Below are 17,931 nucleotides of genomic sequence, written 5' to 3' on the forward strand. Positions count from 1 at the left end.
GAACAAACAATGGATATCCGAAAAATTAGAAAATTAATTGAATTGCTGGAAGAAACTGGCATTTCTGAAATCGAAATAAAAGAAGGTGAAGAATCGCTTAGATTAAGTCGTTACAGTAACGCCCCAGTTGAAGCGCCACAAGTTCACTATGTCTCAGCCCCCGTAGCGGCTCCCGCCCAATCACTACTAGCGCAACAACCAGTGCAAAGCAATACTGCCCATGCAGCTGTTCCTGAGCATAAAGCGCCAATGACAGCAGGTCATAAAATTCGCTCCCCTATGGTTGGAACAATGTATACTTCTCCTTCGCCCGAAGCACCAGCTTTCGTCACTATAGGTCAAACAGTTAAAGTTGGAGACACCTTGTGCATCGTTGAAGCAATGAAAATGTTTAATGAAATTGAATCCGATCGCTCAGGTAAAATCGTAGATATACTCGTAAAAAATGGTGACCCAGTTGAGTATGACCAAGTTTTATTTATTATAGAGTAGGGAATGTGTCTATGCTCAGTAAAATTGTTATTGCAAATAGAGGCGAGATTGCGCTTCGTATATTGCGTGCGTGTAAAGAACTAGGCATTCAAACTGTTGCCGTCCATTCTGATGTGGATAAAGATTTATTGCACGTTCGTCTTGCCGATGAAACAGTCTGTATAGGTCCAGCCCCTGCTCAGAAAAGTTACCTTAATATTCCAGCCATTATATCTGCAGCAGAAATTACTGATGCGGTTGCTATTCATCCAGGCTATGGATTCCTCTCTGAAAATGCCGATTTTGCAGACATCGTTGAGCAAAGTGGCTTTCGTTTTATTGGTCCACGCGGAGAGACTATACGCCTTATGGGAGATAAAGTATCCGCCATAGAAGCCATGAAAAAAGCGGGAGTCCCTTGCGTCCCCGGTTCAGGTGGCCCTTTAGGCGATGATGATAATCTCAATTTAAAAATTGCTAACAAAATTGGTTATCCAGTAATTATTAAAGCTGCCGGTGGTGGTGGTGGGCGCGGCATGCGCGTAGTTCACAGTGAATCCAATTTATTAAGCTCTATAGCTCTCACCCGAAGTGAAGCTAAAGCAGCGTTTAATAATCCAACGGTATACATGGAAAAATTCCTAGAAAATCCCAGACATGTCGAATTTCAGATACTGGGAGATGGAAAAGGACATGCGATTCATTTAGGAGAGCGCGATTGCTCCATGCAAAGACGCCACCAAAAAGTATTAGAAGAAGCACCTGCTCCAGGAATTTCTGCTGAGTTACGAAAAGAAATTGGAGCATCAGTAGTCAAAGCCTGTAAAGATTTACAATACCGTGGAGCTGGAACCTTTGAGTTTTTATATCAGGATGGTTGTTTTTATTTTATTGAAATGAATACCCGAATCCAAGTAGAACATCCTGTAACAGAACAGATCACCGGCCTTGATCTGATTAAAGAACAAATCAAAATCGCCAGTGATATTCCATTTACCTTAAATCAGGAAGATATAGAGCTTCGCGGACATGCTATAGAATGTAGAATCAACGCCGAGGACGCTAAAACATTCATACCGTCGCCTGGAACAATAAAATTACTTCATCAGCCAGGAGGGCCAGGTATCCGCTTTGATTCTCATATTTACAGTAGCTATACAGTACCGCCCAATTATGACTCCATGATAGGCAAGTTGATCAGCTATGGAGCAACACGCGCTGAAGCAATTGCTCGGATGCGCAATGCGCTTGATGAAATTATTATTGATGGCATTAGAACCAACATTGAATTACATCAACGTATTCTTCACGACAAATCGTTTATAGATGGCGGTACAAACATCCATTATTTAGAAAAAATGTTGAAAGGTTAATATTGTGTGGTTTCAATTAAAAATAGAACATTGCCCTAGTGAAGAAGTAGAGAGGCTTAGTGAGGAGTTAGAAGAGTCAGGAGCATTATCTATTATGCTCACTGATAAAAACGATAATCCTGTTTTAGAACCTGAGCCCGGAACTACTCCATTATGGCCTGAAGTCATCATCCAGGCTTTATTTGCACAAGCGGAAGAAGCTCAGCTAATCAAAACACAATTAGCTCTGACAAGACCTACAGTAACCTGTCACATAGAAGTTCTTGCTGAACAAGATTGGGAAAGAGCATGGATGGATGATTTTAAACCACAACGTTTTGGAACACGTTTATGGATTTGCCCCACTTGGCATACTCCCCCTGAACCCGAGGCGGTCAATTTAATGCTTGATCCTGGCTTGGCTTTCGGCACCGGTACTCATCCGACCACAGCATTGTGTTTAACTTGGTTAGAACAAGCAGACCTTAGCAATATATCAGTTATTGATTACGGCTGCGGTTCAGGCATTCTGTCTCTAGCTGCATTAAAACTAGGGGCTACAACTGTACATGCAGTAGATATTGATGAGCAGGCATTGCAAGCTACTCACAATAATGCTCATAGCAATAATATTGAAGAATCCCGACTTTTTATAAGCAAACCAGAGGTTCTACAAGATCCGGTAGATTTAATCATTGCTAATATTCTACTGGCTCCATTAATTTCATTAAAAGAACGTTTTCATCAATTACTTCATCCTAATGCTCATTTAGTGGTTTCTGGGTTATTGGCTGAGCAGGCAGCAGATCTGATTAAAGCCTATAGTTCACTGTTCACTCCGGTTACAACTGAATATCTAGATGGTTGGGCCTTAATCGTTTTTGCAAGAATATAACTGTCTTATTTAAGGTAAACTACAATGGACAAACAACCTGCTTTATCTCCTTTCCTCCCACGAAGAGCGTTGCTTAGTGTATCAGATAAAAGAGGCATTAGTGAGCTTGCCCATACGTTACATAAACAAGGTGTGGAATTAATTGCAACAGGTAATACCGCGGCATTACTTAAAGAACAAGGATTACCTGTAACGGATGTCAGTGAATGCACCGGTTTTCCCGAAATGATGGATGGCCGAGTTAAAACGCTTCACCCTGCTATTCACGCCGGCTTAATGGCTCGTGGAGACTATGATCAAGAAACATTGAAACGTCATGGACTAAAACCGATTGATTTGCTCGTAGTGAATTTATATCCCTTCGAGCAGGTAATCAGTGATCCAGACTGTGATTTTGATAAAGCAATTGAAAATATTGATATTGGTGGTCCAGCGATGGTGCGTTCGGCCGCTAAAAACCATGCCCATACTTATGTTGTAGTGACTCCAGATGACTATGATGAGCTAATTGAATGTCTACACAAGAAGCAAGCTCCATCGAATTGGCGATTTACTTTAGCCAAAAAGGCTTTTGTGCAAATTGCAGCCTACGATGCAGCTATTGCTAATTATCTAACAACTCTAGACGCGACCCATGCACCCAGTGGCTTCCCTGATGTACTCACATGTCAATTTGCTAAAATAAGCGATTTGCGATATGGAGAAAACCCCCATCAGCAAGCTATTTTTTATGCAGATAAAAACAGTGCCCCGGGTTCACTGGGTACTGCGCGCCTGCTTCAAGGCAAGCAATTGTCCTATAATAATATTCTCGACGCTGATGCAGCTCTTGATTGTGTCAAATCCTATCCTAATAACAAACCTATTTGTGTCATTGTAAAACATGCTAATCCATGCGGGATAGCCTTGGGTAATACGACGCTTGATGCATATCTAAGAGCATTTCAATGTGATCCAACATCTGCTTATGGAGGCATAATAGCCTTTAATCAAACATTAGATAGTGAAACAGCTAAAGCCATACTTGAAAAGCAATTTGTAGAAGTAATCATTGCTCCTGATGTCAGTGAAGAAGCCCAAAGAGCTCTCGCCAGTAAAGAAAATATTCGCGTACTCAAAACAGGAGTTTGGCATCAAGATAATGAATTCAGATTAAATATGAGAAAAGTTGATGGTGGACTACTAGTACAAGAGCATGACTCCCTATCTTTAGTCACCTGTAAACTACAAACTGTAACTCGCAAAAAACCTACTGAACAAGAAATACAAGATTTGATGTTTGCCTGGATAGCGGCAAAACATGTGAAATCAAATGCTATAGTATACGCCAAGGATTGCGCTACGCTCGGCATTGGCGGTGGTCAGACGAGTAGAGTGATGAGTGCCCGCATAGGTATTTGGCAAGCTGAAAATATGGGGGTTAATCTCCAAGGATCTGTTATGGCTTCCGATGCATTTATTCCCTTTGCTGATACAGTAGAAATTGCAGCTGCTGCTGGGGTTTCTGCAATCATCCAGCCAGGGGGCTCTATTAGGGACGAACAAATTATCGCATGCGCTGATGCTCATAGTTTAGCCATGGTGTTTACTGCCACCCGACACTTTAAACATTAAACTACTTAACTTACTTGAACCCAAAGCAGTATATAACGTATTATCTTATTTTTAAATTTGACGTTATTGTAAATGCAGCCAGGTGTGTTCAAAACTCATTCGGAGCAAAGCCATGACAACTGAGCATTATCCAATCTCAATTGTCAATCGTCTTGCAATTTCGGACTCATCGATAGTACCGCAAGGCTACTATCGCTCTAAATTATTTATTGCCCCCTTTTCAACCAATATCCTGGTAGCTGCAGCAGGCCCTCTATTATCATTATTAGAAAGACTTTGTTTAAGTCCGTCTTTACCTCCTATTGAAAATATTCGTGACAATATTGAACATGAGCTACATGCTTTCCACAGTAAGCTAGATGCGTCTCAATACCCACAAGATCTTACTCGCATTGCCCATTATCTAATCGCTGCTACCATCGATGAAATTCTCGGAAAAAGCTATCTCAGGGTGTATAATTTAGCCGCTGAGTTTAAATCGTTTACTCCATTAACTAGTGATGGAGCACAACCCCAACAACGTTTCTTTGAAATTCTTAGTTATATTAAAGAAAGGCCGAACCAATATCTCGATACAATTGAATTAATCTATTTCTGTCTGATTGCGGGGTTTGAAGGGGAATATCATTTAAAAGCAGATGGACGTCAGGCTCTTGATAACACTATTGAAGATCTGTATCAAATAATACAGCAATATCGTTTTAATAAACCCCATCGCTTATTTAATGAAAACCCTATACCGAAAACCGTCAAAAAAAGCTACAGAGCAGCCATAGTCAGTGCAATAGTTGCTGCAAGTATCATCGTTTGTGCTTTCTTAACCAGTCAATTCATATTGGAGAATAAAGCAAAATCAGTTTTATTTGGACATTCACAATTAGCAGTTCTGGATAACTAATGGACAATTCTTTACGCGCATTATGTGATGCAATAAAAAAAATACTTTCCCAATTAAAACCCCAAGTAAATCAACTGTCTTTTATTGTAGTTACGGGAAAAAACAGTCAGGGTAAATCTGCTCTATTAAAGCAAAGCAATTTGGAAGAAATGCCTATTTTTAGTGAGCAACATGCAAAAATATATTTTAATCAACAAGGTATCATTATTGAATTGGGTGAAGCATGGCTTACTAACAGCAAAATGCTATTGCAAAATACCCTAAAACAATTAAATCGATGTAACCGTTATCTTAAAATAACTGGTCTTATTTTATGTGTTGATGTTAATGATTTATTAATATCAGACCCATTACAATTCGCGGAACAAAAAAAAGCGCACTTACAATTGTTGAATCGATTAGGTACCAATATTGGCTATCATGTTGAGTTAGCCATAATATTCACTAAGATGGATACACTGGCGGGTTTTACAGAGTTCTATCAAATGGAACATGCCACGGATTTATCTAAACCTCTTGGATTTTCTCTTGATTGCATGAACCAGCTAAAAAAGAAAATAGAGGCCTATAACATTCAATTTAATCAACTAGTTGAAATGCTTGGTCAACAGGTCATCAGTAAAATGCATCCTGTACGCTCAACTATTAAGCGTAGTCTGATTCGCGAGCTTCCTCTCCAATTATCTAGTCTACGTGCTCCTGTACAAGCCTTGATTCAAGGTATTTCTCCAAAGCTATTTAACCTGCACTCTATTTATTTTACCAGTGCAGAACAGGGAGGAGTCAGTGTAGATAGACTGAATAAAAAAATACGGCATGAATACGAGCTCATCGTACAAGATACATTTCCTCAAGCGACCAACTTTAGAGCATACTTCGTTGAGGGGGCTTTAAAAAATATACAAGAGCAATGCAGCCAAGCTCCACAAATAAGAAAATTTTCACAAAAACCATTAATTGCAATTGCTGCAAGCATCGCCGGAATAGGTTTGTTTATTTTAGGTTATAATCACTATAAGACAGCCCATCTTTTAGATGAGGTAAGTAAAGAACTACTAACTTATGATGTACTCAATAATCAAGGACACAATGGAGCACAAGCACTCTATCATTTATCTAGAGCAGCTAATAAAGTAGATCATATTCCAAGTAACTCCATATCGCTTCCTACTGTTCATCAATTAAAGTTAAACCTTCATTATAATGCTCAAAATCGATTACAAGGTGAATTTTTACCATCTTTAACTAAGGAATTAGAACAGGCTATTACTAATCCCAGTAACACTCCCATAGTGCGCTATAAAGCTCTAAAGATATACTTAATGTTAAGCCAGCCAGAACACTTAATAACCAGCGAAGTAGAAGATTGGTTTAAAAATCAGTGGAAAGGACAAACATCCAATGGTTCTAAAAAGCAATTAACACTTCTCAAGCATACTTTAAGCAAGCCTCTACGTAACATACCAATTAATCAACAAATAATTAGTGATGCAAGAAACTATTTAAATGCGCTGCCTACCAGTTATTTATATTATTCCATAGCTAAAGAATCTTTTCCCTCGTCCAAACAAAAAATTTCCGTGCAAGGGTTTAATTTAGCAACAGATGAATTGCCCGTCTATTTTACAAAAGCTGGCTTTGAACAAGTAGTACATGATATGCCTAAAATCAGCAGCGCATTACAAGCAGAAAATTGGGTCCTAGCACGGCAAGACCTACCACAACTGCAAAATATGTTGAGTCAGGCCTATTGCTTTGATTATGTTACCTGGTGGCAAACGTTCATGCGCAAATCACAGCCCTTACATTATCAGGATTATCAACAGGGAAGACAAATAGCACAACAGTTACAACAAACTAATGCCATTAGTCAATTAACTAATTTAATTCAGCAACAAACAAAACCTGATCTAACTGAAAATAGTTCTACTTTTAATCAGCTTATTGCTCATCAATTTACTGATTTAAACCTGATGAGTCAATCCAGCACTAAAGAGCTAAGTAACAAGATAAACGAACTTGAGCGGTTTATTGCTACATTATCCGTGGTCAATGATAACGGAAAAACCGCTTTTACGATTACAAGATCTCGATTTATTAATGAAAACTCATCAGATCCTGTTAGCGCCCTTTATAGTCAAGCAAAACAATTACCAGAGCCCCTAAGTTTATGGACTAAGCAAATCGCTGGGGATGCATGGAGTATTTTAATAAAAGACAGTCGCCAATACATCAATCAACAATGGCAACAAACTGTCTACAGAGAGTTTCAAAGCTCTATAGCCAGACGTTACCCTCTGGATTCATCTCAACGGGATGAAATCTCTATTGCTGATTTCAATCATTTCTTTGCTCCACGAGGAGTATTGAATACGTTTAGCGAACAATATATAAAACCATTCCTGGATGTTTCAAATGCAGAATGGAAGCCCAAAGCAATCAATGACTTCGTATTGCCCATCGCTACAGAAACCTTAGATGAAATTATCCGAGCTAACATTATAACTAATATGTTTTTCCCTGATCGCAATTATGAGAGCAAAATTGATTTTAGTTTGCAAAAAATTAATCTTGATCCAATAGTTGCCAGTTTAGAGCTTGAAATTGGTAGTACAAAACTGACTGATACTCAAGGAAGCGACTCATTTATGCGTTTTACTTGGCCACAAAATAATGCAAAATTATCGCTTAGCTCCATAGAAGGTAATCACTACGAAATAGCAGAACACGGAACATGGGCCTTATTCAAACTTCTAGAGAAAGTAAATGTTTTAGTTGATGAACAAGACAGCTCAAGCCTACAAATTCTATTTGAGGTAAATAGCAACTCCGGCCGATATTTATTAAAAACCAATAATCAAATTAATCCCTTTACTCCTGGTATCTTAAATGGATTCACCTTAAGCGAGGCTGTTGTTTAGGTAAGCAGCTAGCAGCCCTACTCGGCGCTTATCCAGAACACCACGAAGAAGCTCCTGAAGACACGGCCCCCACAGGAGGCTTCTCCTTTTAATGTTACAGCATCGTATTGACTCGTTTTAGAAGTCGCTTATCTGTTCGTTATATCAGCCGTGGTCGACAGGACAACAAGTTGTCAGATAAAATGCTCTCTACAAATCACCATCTGAGAAATCATCAATATATTCCTAATCACGTGATATTTTTTATCTAAACGAATGTTTCTATTGATACTCGAAAATAAAATTTTCTGTGGTTCGGGCAATAAGTTACCCGACCTACATTGATTTGATTTAATGCCAGCCAATAACGATCATACTTTTACAGGTAAACTCTTAATGTTTGGATCTTTCGCATAAGCCTCAAGAATATCATTAACCAGCTGGTCTATAATACCTTCTTTGTCCTCTTCCTCAATCAAACCACCCTTTTCTTTCATGCCAGCTAGGCGAGCTTCTATTACCTTGGCGACAGAACCATTTGGGAAGAGCCCTGCTAAAAGACGCCTTGCTTCCCCAGGACCAAGATGCCGATATAAATGGTTTCTTACTGCAGCATCCTCCGCGGTAGTACTAAATGCCCATAGCTCTACAGGCCCTAAGGTTAGCGTTAGCAATTGAACGTTAATACCAGATTTAGTAGCAAATTGCGCCAAAAACGTAGCACCACCTAATCTTGGACCATGAACTCTAGTGCGCAAAGCAACTTTTGCCGTTTCAGAAAGACCAAAAATTGTTGTAGTCTTATCAACCGCCTGAGAGGGACCAGCATCCATAATATAAATCGATGTAGCAAAATCAATCATCACAGGATCAAAATCATCTACTGCCTGAGAAAGTAAAGCAATCTGCACTTTCCATTTACGCCCTTCCCGCATATCAATAATAACTTGATCACGAACAGCTTGAGATTTTGCGGTACGGTGGAATTCGTCATATACAATGCGCTTATGATCCTCTCTAATTTCTGTAATTCTTTGCTTATGATACTCCTTATATTGATCGGGAATACTACTTAAACTTTCTTCTGTAAGGTAATAATGCCTTGCAAGAACATAGCGGGCTAGCATGTACATCACAGCTGTTTGCCTATCAGCCGCATCTCCACCACTTTTTGCTACTTCGTCAAGGTCAAGTGAAACAACTCGTGCATCACCTATATCAAAACTACTAACGCGAGATAAAATAGGGTATTCGCGCACTGCGGCTGAAATCATTCGTGAGAAAGCATTAATTAAAGACTCTCCCGTGGGCGCTGTTACTTTTTCATATAGATCTTCAATTGAAGGTGTTCTACAGATAGATGCTGCATCAGCGAGTAACGGCATAGCATAACGTTGAGCTAATAATGCCTCATGCACAAATCCGGCAGAATAAAGTGAATCAGTCACTTCCCACCATGTTGATTTAGAATCACGAACAAAACCAATTTCCTCTAATATACTATCAATAAATTCCTCTACCCCAGGAGCATAAGGAGTTGGATTAAATTCATCAGCCATGCTCTTATATAATTCATCAACTACCATACCAGCCAAATCGGGCATACCGTCATATGGTTTTTCTGCTCCTAATGGAGTTGTTAGTAAGGTCATAAAGTTAACTAAAAATGAGCGCTCTAACGCGGTTGGATAACGACATCCTAATTGTGTATCAAAAGGATTGATCGAATAATCTGGAGTCATTCTCAATCTATGATACGCCACTAAATGTCGTTTAGAAGCAGGTAAGGCTTCTTTGAGAAGAGAAATTAATCCACTACTTGAAGGTCCTATATCAATAATAGCAATACGTGGTAGACGGATTAGTCCTCCAGAGAGACATAATGCTAAATTTATCGCGTTAGATAATACTGATTTACCCGAACCAGGGCGTGCATAAACTAAATCAATCCAAGTTGTTTGTTCCGTTGATCCCGGCTGAAATGGCCAAGGTTTACCATCCGGAGAGCGAAATAGTAATGCCCCTGTTGACCACGGTGATGCTGGACGTGTAATGGGCAACATGGAAACTACAGAACTTAAGGGGGCAACACTTGGAACTGCCGCGCTATTTAGAGAGGCGCCCAACATAGTCGAAATAAAACCAGCGAAGGGATCGCCGCAAATTTCAGATACATCAGTTGAGCCCCATCCTTCAATGGCCTTAACTAATTCAGAGCTTCTCCTTCTCAATAAAGCAAGATTACCTTCAGGTGCCCATGTGGTTGCCACCACGCGTAAACGAATAATTGATTCGTCTGTATTGAGCTGCAAATACTTCAATAAATTCACTGAGTCACTTATTAATCGATTTTGTGCAGAACTGAAACTTAGAATTGCTGACAAAAGACCTTTAAGTTTTATAGTGCTGAGTCCTTCGCTCTCGATTAAAAATGAAATTTTCCATGGTATGTGTGAAGGTAGTATACGTGCAAATAAATTAATAAATGGTCTAACATCTTTAGGAAACAAATCAATATAAGTTGACGAATAAATCTTGTCACCTACTCTAACTGTCCGTAAATCAATAACTTCCCCATCTCTTGGAAGTACCTGTTTTGCCAGTGAAGGCCATAACAAATCGGACGGATCTCCTTCAAAACTGTTTACTTCACGAACTGGTAATTTATCACCAGGCAGGGTCGCGCGCCAATCATCTGCAGTATAATCAGGATCTGCCGTCATGCGAATCGCATGAATAGCCTCATGTACCTCTAATAGTTCACCTAAAATATTCAAAGAATCAATATCATTCATAATGGCACGAACATAGGCATCATGAGTGTCTCTTAATTCTGGAATTGCAGCATAGAGGGTTTGAGTATTTTTAAAAGGCAAAGCCTTACTCTCTTTAATCATCTTTAACTTAGCTTTATTTGCTGCCTTTAATTGATCGCTAGGTAAATTGAATGGACGAGTAATTAGCACAAAGTAGAGGCGCTCTTCTGCGCAATATTGGGATAAATAATTAACACGCTCTTGAAACAAATCGCTTAATTTCAGCTCCAAACGATCAGCAGTCGCTTCTGCAGGCTCATATATATCTTGAATCAACTTTCTGATATTTTGCTTATCATGGCTAAAATAAACTTGTAAAGCATGTCCTGGTCTACCCATGGCCGCTTGAAATGAGTTAGTCAGTCCTTCAACTAAATGATCAAATTCATCCGCACCAGCAAGAGCGGTTATTCCTTCTATTTTAATTATGGATAACAAACTGCCATCATGATTAACCAATACTGTTGGGCTATCTGCTGTCTCTAGATCAATATAAGATTCAGTTGTTTGTCGCAATGAAGTACTTAACCAGGCAAAAAAGGTATCTATACCTTCAAAAAACGATTCTGACCAACTTGCCATCCCTAATCCCCAATTTTATACATGTATTACTCATATCAACGAGCAGTTGACCAATTCACTAGCAGTAAACGAAATATCTCGATTTTTGATAAAAATGCACAGAAAATCAAGGCATTTCAACCAGAACAAGTGAATGATTAACGGCCCCTAATCCGCAATTTCTTCTAATGCACTAGCAGCCCACTTTTCTATTTGTTTTCGGAATTTGGCTCTAGAAGGCAACAAACGCACGTTTTTAAACAATTGGGCCTTGATCTCTTCTTGATTAACCCCAGCATCAATCATTAATTGACCAAATATTGCCGGATCACTTGTCCCCTCTCCAAATTTTTCTTCGACAACTTGAGAACGAAACTTAAAACTTCTATAGATATTCTGCGCACTTGACTTATAACCCGTATCATTTGTGATTGCACAGAATAAAACATGGCATAAACTATTTAATTCCGTCTGGGTTAGCTCAGGCAGATAGATCAAAGTACCCCCACCATAACCCCCAACCCCAACAGACTCGATAAAAAAACACTGAGCACAAAAACAGCAAGCGGTTGCTAAATTCGATAATCTATTATTGGTATAATCACTATCTAGATTTACTATTTCTTGGAAGAGACGTGCTTGAAATCCACAAAATTGACAAGTGTACTTATCTCTCTGAAATATTTTTTGTTCATAAGACTTAAATCGCTCATCAATCTTCCTAGCTGAATACAATCGCCAGGAACCGGGTGTAGCATTTAATTTTAATTCATTTTGCGTGCGATTTTCCGCCATATATTAGCTCGCTTTCATCTGATTTTATTATGGCATTATTCTAGTAAAAAATTACAGCCTCTATGAAGCTAACAATATTTAACCAATTATTTCAAAAAATCATTTATGCTATTTCTTAATTAAATAAACTTGAATCGAATAACGAGAGGGCGGAACATTAAAGCTCCCCCTCTTCGTTAACAATAAATTAAGATTATTGGAAAATACTACCAGTTGGACCAGCAGTTTTACCTGATGAACCAAACATAGTTTGTCCTGTTACTCCTAAAATTGTAGGAAGAAACAATAAAGCAGCAGCGATAAAGACCAAGGCTATAGGCGTACCTATAGGCACTTGGGTTGGATTATCCTTATGCTGCTTGAATTTCATAATAGCTCCAATTGAAAATCCTAATCCTGCTAAGTAAGAACCCGAAGTAATTAACTTAGCAACATTAGTAAATGAGCCATACATTGAAGAGGCCATTTTACCTAATGTCGGAGTAGCCGCTGCATCCTGGCTCACTAAGGCAATTAGGCTGATACAGATAAAACTGACTAACCAAGCCTTATAATCTGACTTACAAATAACCTTATTGTTCACGGCTTTCTCCTATTTTATAGTAATCAACCAAACAACTTATTGGAAAATACTTCCTGTTGGACCTGCAGTTTTACCAGCCTGACCAAACATTGTTTGCCCTGTTACCCCTAAAATTGTAGGGAGAAACAACAAGGCTGCAGCTATAAATACCAACGCAATTGGAGTACCAATAGGTATTTGAGTAGGATTATCTTTATGCTGCTTGAATTTCATGATAGCGCCAATCGAAAAACCTAAGCCCGCTAAATACGAACCGGCTGTTATTAATTTAGCCACATTAGTAAATGATTTAGTAATAGAAGAAGCCATGCTCCCTAATGTGGGACTTGCAGCTGCCTCTTGACTAACTAATGCAATAAAACCTATACATACTAGACTGATAAGCCAAGATTTATAATCTGATTTGCTATTAAAAATATTATTCACCACTTACTCCTACCCTCTTTTCTTTATCTTAAACTATGTACCATATAAAGTATTATTAATCATATTGAGTGTGCCCACAATATTAATTGCTAATATCCCACCAAAAACATGCACCAAACCTTTACCAGTCCCTCCTGGGGGTTGCCCCTGAGATGCTGAGCGTGCAATTAAAACCCATCCCCTGACAAAAGCAATCAAACCAATTACCCTGATTATCACTGTCAAGGGCTGACCGACAACACTTCCACTTCCAAAAAGAGTATCCAACGCCGCATTGCTACTGTTTACTGGGGCATATTGCAGTACATTTTGATAGCCAAAGCTGGTTTGCATTAGTATCGAAAAGGCACTTGGAAAGTATATTAACATAGCACCAACCAATAAATATGCAAGCGGCTCTTTGATACTGGTGTTAGACGACATCATCGTTCGCGCTTCACCATAAATTTTTAAACTATAAATTGCCTTAAATATGAAGGCGCAACCAATAAGGTATGCGCCACCTGTAATTAGCTTTTGTACAGGTCCCATTGAATTGGCTATATTGTTTAATATGTTAGCCTGACTTGCAATCCAACATGCAACAGTACCACCTGTACATGCCATATATACCTCAACTATCTTCTTGACTAAACTTTATTACTTGCCCTGAACTAGTCAATACACGACCTTGCATTGAATCTATTAATCGAACTCGTCCATATCCTGCAATTTTCGTCCCTTCTCTTACTGTAAGTGTAGAACCATTTGTGCCAATTAGCCAAGCTCTCCCAGGAATTACAGCCTGAATATAGTAAATAATTCGAGGGGCTATTATTTTTTTATTTGTTTTATGTACAACTTTGGGTTGAGAGCGCGCCATTAATACATTAATTACTTCTGATTGTTTGGCTACTTGATTCGTTAGATTGCCAATAACCTGGTTAAGATTAGCAATTTGAGTATTTAAATTATTAATATTATTATTCACTGTTCCGACTTGCTCTCCCACTGAGCTTACCTCCGCGCGTACGGTTTGCTGAGCTTGTTCTATGGCAGATACTTTTTGCTTTAAATCATTATCCGTAGTGGTAACAACTGATTGTGTCGGTTGTACAATAGGAGCAGCCGTCGATATCGAAGTGGGAGTTGTTGAGGGTGCTGGAGTAATTGCACTTTGAGAGGGTTGTTGAGTTATTTGAGCTGTAGGAGTAGGCGTGACCTGTGAAGCATTATTAGTTTTCCCTGAATATATCCAACCCACGATTTTGTATGTTGCCATAGCAAAAACAATGATACCTACGGCAATCAAAGCATTCCTTTTTACATTTTTCCCCCCGGGAGCTTGCTTCTGCCCTGGAGAAAAAGATTGATGAGCCTCATTCTCCTCCCCCATAGACTCACTATCTAGAGAATCTAACTCAGCGAACTTATATTCATCATTATCTTGATCGTGTTCTGCCATTATTACCTACCATCAAATTAAATAGACTGTACGTCTTGTGTGAATAAAACACCTACACCCGTACCCGAATAAACTTCAACTGTAGTTGGTGTGTTAAATAACTGCTGCGCTTGTTGGCTCCAGTTTTGACCTACTTGTGCCAATCCGATAACAGCATTCTGTAACGCCGAGCGGCCAACACCATTAGAAACAGTAATGTTATTACCCCCACCAGTTCCTCCAATAGTTACTGTGGTATTGGCTGATTGAAATGCATTACCAAAACCTTGTAGGAATGACGATGCGAATAAAGAGCCATAGCGCATTAAATAGTGATGATCAGTACGACTGGCAAGAGCCGTTCTAGCAGTGTTCGGGTCGATAGCAAAAGCTGAAATTGTAGTTGTTTTTGCAGCCCCAGGCACAGACATAGTATTAAAGGTAATAACCATCTTATTTGCATTCGAGGGTAAATTAAAACTACCGATTAATTTGGTTCCCTTTAATTTACCAGATACAATTGTTGCCAATATAGGACCAGGCTCATCGCTATTTATCGAAGTATCTATTACTGCAAAAAGTATATCCCCTGTTCTGATTATGGCTCTTTGCTGAGTATTCGTGATAGATACATTTTGATTATTAATAGTTGTTGAATTATTAATATTTTGAGCCGCCCCGTTTTCTGCTCCTTTTTCTGCTTGCTCAGCATTGCCTTCTGTGTAAACCTGAACTGTTACTTGCTTCCAGCCTTGCAACGCCTGATTAGCCGCAGCTAACATATCACTTGTTCTTTGTTGAATTTTTTGTTGATATTTTTGCTCTGCTTGCTCTCGGTTTTGCCTATTAATAATTGCCTGCAACTGATCATTATTTGAATTGGCTAATGCACCAGCTCCCTGTTGCGAAGTAGTCCCAGGGAAAGCTGGCATTGCATTTAAACTCGATGGATTTTGTTGCAACTGTGGATTTTGTAAACCAGCTACATTTGATTCTTGTGGAGAAAATCCAGCATTAAGAAGCTGGTTAGCAGTAAACCCGGCATCTCTTAATTGCTGTGCAGTATATCCAGCATCTTTCAGTTCTTTAGCACTGTACCCTGCGGCCTTTAAATCAGCCGCTGAAAAACCAGCGTCTTTTAAATCTTTAGCGCTAAAGCCTGCTGCTTTTAGATCTGATGCTGAGAAACCGGCATCTTTAAGTTCTTTGGCACTAAAGCCTGCTGCTTTTAGATCAGCCGCCGAAAAGCCCGCGTCCTTTAATTCTTTAGCACTAAAACCAGCTGCTTTTAGCTGAGCCGCACTAAATCCTGCTGCTTTTAATTCTGCCGCTGAAAAACCAGCATCTTTTAACTCTTTGGCACTAAAGCCAGCTGCTTTCAGCTGTGCAGCAGTAAAGCCTGCATCACGTAATTCTTTCGCGGTAAATCCCGCATCTTTTAACTCTTTGGCGCTAAACCCTGCTGCTTTTAATTCTGCTGCAGTAAACCCCGCATCCTTAAGTTCTTTAGCTGTATAACCAGCGTCTTTGAGTGCTTGAGCTGAGCAACCAAGCGTTTGTTTAATAGTCAAAGCAGAGACTCCTGCCGCCCTAGCTTTTTTTAAGGCATCCACACTACAATCAGCAACTCTTCCATTTGCAATGGTCGCGGCAGGAGTTATACCTGCATCTTCTAGCTGTTTAGGTGTAAATCCTGCAGCCTGTAATTGTGCGGGAGTATACCCAGCATCTAACAAAGATTTGGCATCATATCCGGCTTCTTTTAATGCTTGAGCGCTGCAACCATTCAGATCTTTAATACGTTTAGCCGAAACACCAGCAGCTAATAATTTTTTTAATTTTTCGGGATCACAGCCAGCAGCTTTAATAGCACTATCCGAAAGAGGTGTTGCTGCACTGATTTGCTGTGGTGTGAATCCTGCATTAGCTAAATCCGTGTCACTAAAGCCCGCGGCTTTCAGAGCCTGAGCGCTACAACCCGCATATTGTCTAATCATAGCAGCACTAACCCCGGCCGCTCTTTCTTTTTTCAAAACATCTACATCACAGCCAGCATTCTTTACATCCGACGGGGAAATGCCTGGAGGTAATTCCATTCCAGCAGCTTTTATCTCTGCAGCGGTAAAACCAGCCTTAGCAAGATCCGCGGGAGAAAAGCCCGCATTTAATAGATCTCGAGCTGAAAAACCTGCCGCCTTCAATTCATCGGCTGAAAAACCGGCTCGCTTTAAGTCCGCGGCACTAAATCCAGCATCTTTCAATTCCTTAGCAGTAAAGCCCGCTGCTTTTAATTGTTCAGCACTACATCCACTTATACGTCTTATGGCTGCCGCGCTTACCCCGGCTTTACGTAATTTAGTTAACGCAGCTTCCCCGCAACCCGCTTTTAAAACATCAGCCGCGGTAATTCCATCGGGCAAACCACTAGCTCTAGCTATCTCTGCATCAGAAAAGCCCGCACCTTTCAACTCACCATCAGAGAAACCACCGTCTTTCATTTCCTGAGCTGTATAACCCGCATTACGAAGCTCGCATGCATCAAAACCACAATCCCTTAGGCGTCCAGCAGTATAGCCAATATCTTTTAATTGTCTTGCACTATACCCAGCAGCTTTTAGTTCTTTACATTGACAAATATGATCGAGATCTTGCAAGCCATACCCAACATCCTTTAATTGCACACAAGTACATGCTGCCTTTAAATCCGATAGTTGCGCCCCTTGACTTACGACCTGATCAATAGCATTTTTACTACAACTGCCATTTTTCAGAGCTTGTATCCATAAACTATTTTGTGGGCCCTCACTCTCTTCGCGAGCTAAAGCAGTAAACCCTACCCCAGTTTCCCCATTAGTCGATCCAATAACCCCAACGCCTTCTCCTAAAGCTTGAGTCCTAATAATTGTAGGAATAGCACTACTGCCACTTTTTTCAGCCTGAACAGCCTGATTAACATTTTGTTGCTGTTGTAATTTTGCATATTGAGCAGTGGGATCAAGCACTCCAGGGATAGATTGAATTCCTACAGGGCCTTGAGGCAGGGAAGAACTTGCTGTTGTTCCCCCAGCTGCATTTTTTAGTTTTACATAGCCAATTACTACAGTGAGTATCAATAATACTGCTGTAAAAACGATAATCACTCGTGTTCGTGTATTGGAAAACAGTGACTTTAAATTTTCTTTTCTGCTTGCCATTTG

General features: G+C 39.7%; 13 protein-coding genes. 6 read left to right on the forward strand and 7 right to left on the reverse strand.

What is annotated here, in order from left to right:
* Positions 1–9: 9 nt before the first annotated feature.
* The 6 genes from accB to icmF all read left to right on the forward strand — a co-directional run bounded on the left by accB (position 10) and on the right by icmF (position 8,151).
* On the forward strand, positions 10–492 hold the full coding sequence (accB, locus tag LFA_RS12120; RefSeq protein WP_045096425.1) for an acetyl-CoA carboxylase biotin carboxyl carrier protein: 483 nt from the start codon (positions 10–12) through the stop codon (positions 490–492).
* A gap of 11 nt (positions 493–503) precedes the next feature.
* On the forward strand, positions 504–1,844 hold the full coding sequence (gene accC / locus LFA_RS12125; RefSeq protein WP_045096426.1) for an acetyl-CoA carboxylase biotin carboxylase subunit: 1,341 nt from the start codon (positions 504–506) through the stop codon (positions 1,842–1,844).
* A gap of 4 nt (positions 1,845–1,848) precedes the next feature.
* Positions 1,849–2,718 (forward strand): 50S ribosomal protein L11 methyltransferase, encoded by an 870-nt coding sequence (gene prmA, locus LFA_RS12130; RefSeq protein WP_045096427.1) that lies wholly within the window; start codon positions 1,849–1,851, stop codon positions 2,716–2,718.
* Positions 2,719–2,742: 24 nt separating this feature from the next.
* Positions 2,743–4,332 carry a bifunctional phosphoribosylaminoimidazolecarboxamide formyltransferase/IMP cyclohydrolase gene (purH, locus tag LFA_RS12135; protein ID WP_045096428.1) on the forward strand — a complete coding sequence of 530 codons (1,590 nt, stop codon included), beginning with the start codon at positions 2,743–2,745 and terminating at the stop codon, positions 4,330–4,332.
* A 112-nt stretch (positions 4,333–4,444) separates the two neighbouring features.
* Positions 4,445–5,230: a type IVB secretion system protein IcmH/DotU gene (gene icmH, locus LFA_RS12140; protein ID WP_045096429.1), complete on the forward strand. Its 786-nt coding sequence runs from the start codon at positions 4,445–4,447 to the stop codon at positions 5,228–5,230.
* Positions 5,230–8,151 carry a type IVB secretion system protein IcmF gene (icmF, locus tag LFA_RS12145; protein WP_045096430.1) on the forward strand — a complete coding sequence of 974 codons (2,922 nt, stop codon included), beginning with the start codon at positions 5,230–5,232 and terminating at the stop codon, positions 8,149–8,151. The genes icmH and icmF overlap by 1 nt, the downstream gene beginning before the upstream one ends.
* A gap of 350 nt (positions 8,152–8,501) precedes the next feature.
* Here icmF and LFA_RS12150 read toward each other — a convergent pair whose 3' ends face one another.
* The 7 genes from LFA_RS12150 to dotG all read right to left on the reverse strand — a co-directional run bounded on the left by LFA_RS12150 (position 8,502) and on the right by dotG (position 17,928).
* Positions 8,502–11,528, reverse strand: coding sequence for a type IV secretion protein IcmB (locus tag LFA_RS12150; protein WP_045096431.1), 3,027 nt, complete (start codon positions 11,526–11,528; stop codon positions 8,502–8,504).
* Between the two features lie 147 nt (positions 11,529–11,675).
* On the reverse strand, positions 11,676–12,302 hold the full coding sequence (icmJ, locus tag LFA_RS12155; protein ID WP_045096432.1) for a type IVB secretion system protein IcmJDotN: 627 nt from the start codon (positions 12,300–12,302) through the stop codon (positions 11,676–11,678).
* 193 nt (positions 12,303–12,495) lie between these two features.
* Positions 12,496–12,885, reverse strand: a complete 390-nt coding sequence (locus LFA_RS12160; protein ID WP_045096433.1) for a hypothetical protein — start codon at positions 12,883–12,885, stop codon at positions 12,496–12,498.
* Between the two features lie 36 nt (positions 12,886–12,921).
* Positions 12,922–13,311, reverse strand: coding sequence for a type IV secretion protein IcmD (locus LFA_RS12165; protein ID WP_084602174.1), 390 nt, complete (start codon positions 13,309–13,311; stop codon positions 12,922–12,924).
* A gap of 33 nt (positions 13,312–13,344) precedes the next feature.
* Positions 13,345–13,917: a hypothetical protein gene (locus tag LFA_RS12170; protein WP_045096434.1), complete on the reverse strand. Its 573-nt coding sequence runs from the start codon at positions 13,915–13,917 to the stop codon at positions 13,345–13,347.
* Positions 13,918–13,924: 7 nt separating this feature from the next.
* Positions 13,925–14,758, reverse strand: coding sequence for a type IVB secretion system protein IcmG/DotF (gene icmG / locus LFA_RS12175; protein WP_172653496.1), 834 nt, complete (start codon positions 14,756–14,758; stop codon positions 13,925–13,927).
* Between the two features lie 14 nt (positions 14,759–14,772).
* Positions 14,773–17,928 carry a type IVB secretion system protein DotG/IcmE gene (gene dotG / locus LFA_RS12180; protein WP_045096436.1) on the reverse strand — a complete coding sequence of 1,052 codons (3,156 nt, stop codon included), beginning with the start codon at positions 17,926–17,928 and terminating at the stop codon, positions 14,773–14,775.
* Between the last annotated feature and the right edge of the window lie 3 nt (positions 17,929–17,931).

The organism is Legionella fallonii LLAP-10, assembly GCF_000953135.1.
In the GTDB taxonomy this organism is placed as follows: domain Bacteria; phylum Pseudomonadota; class Gammaproteobacteria; order Legionellales; family Legionellaceae; genus Legionella; species Legionella fallonii.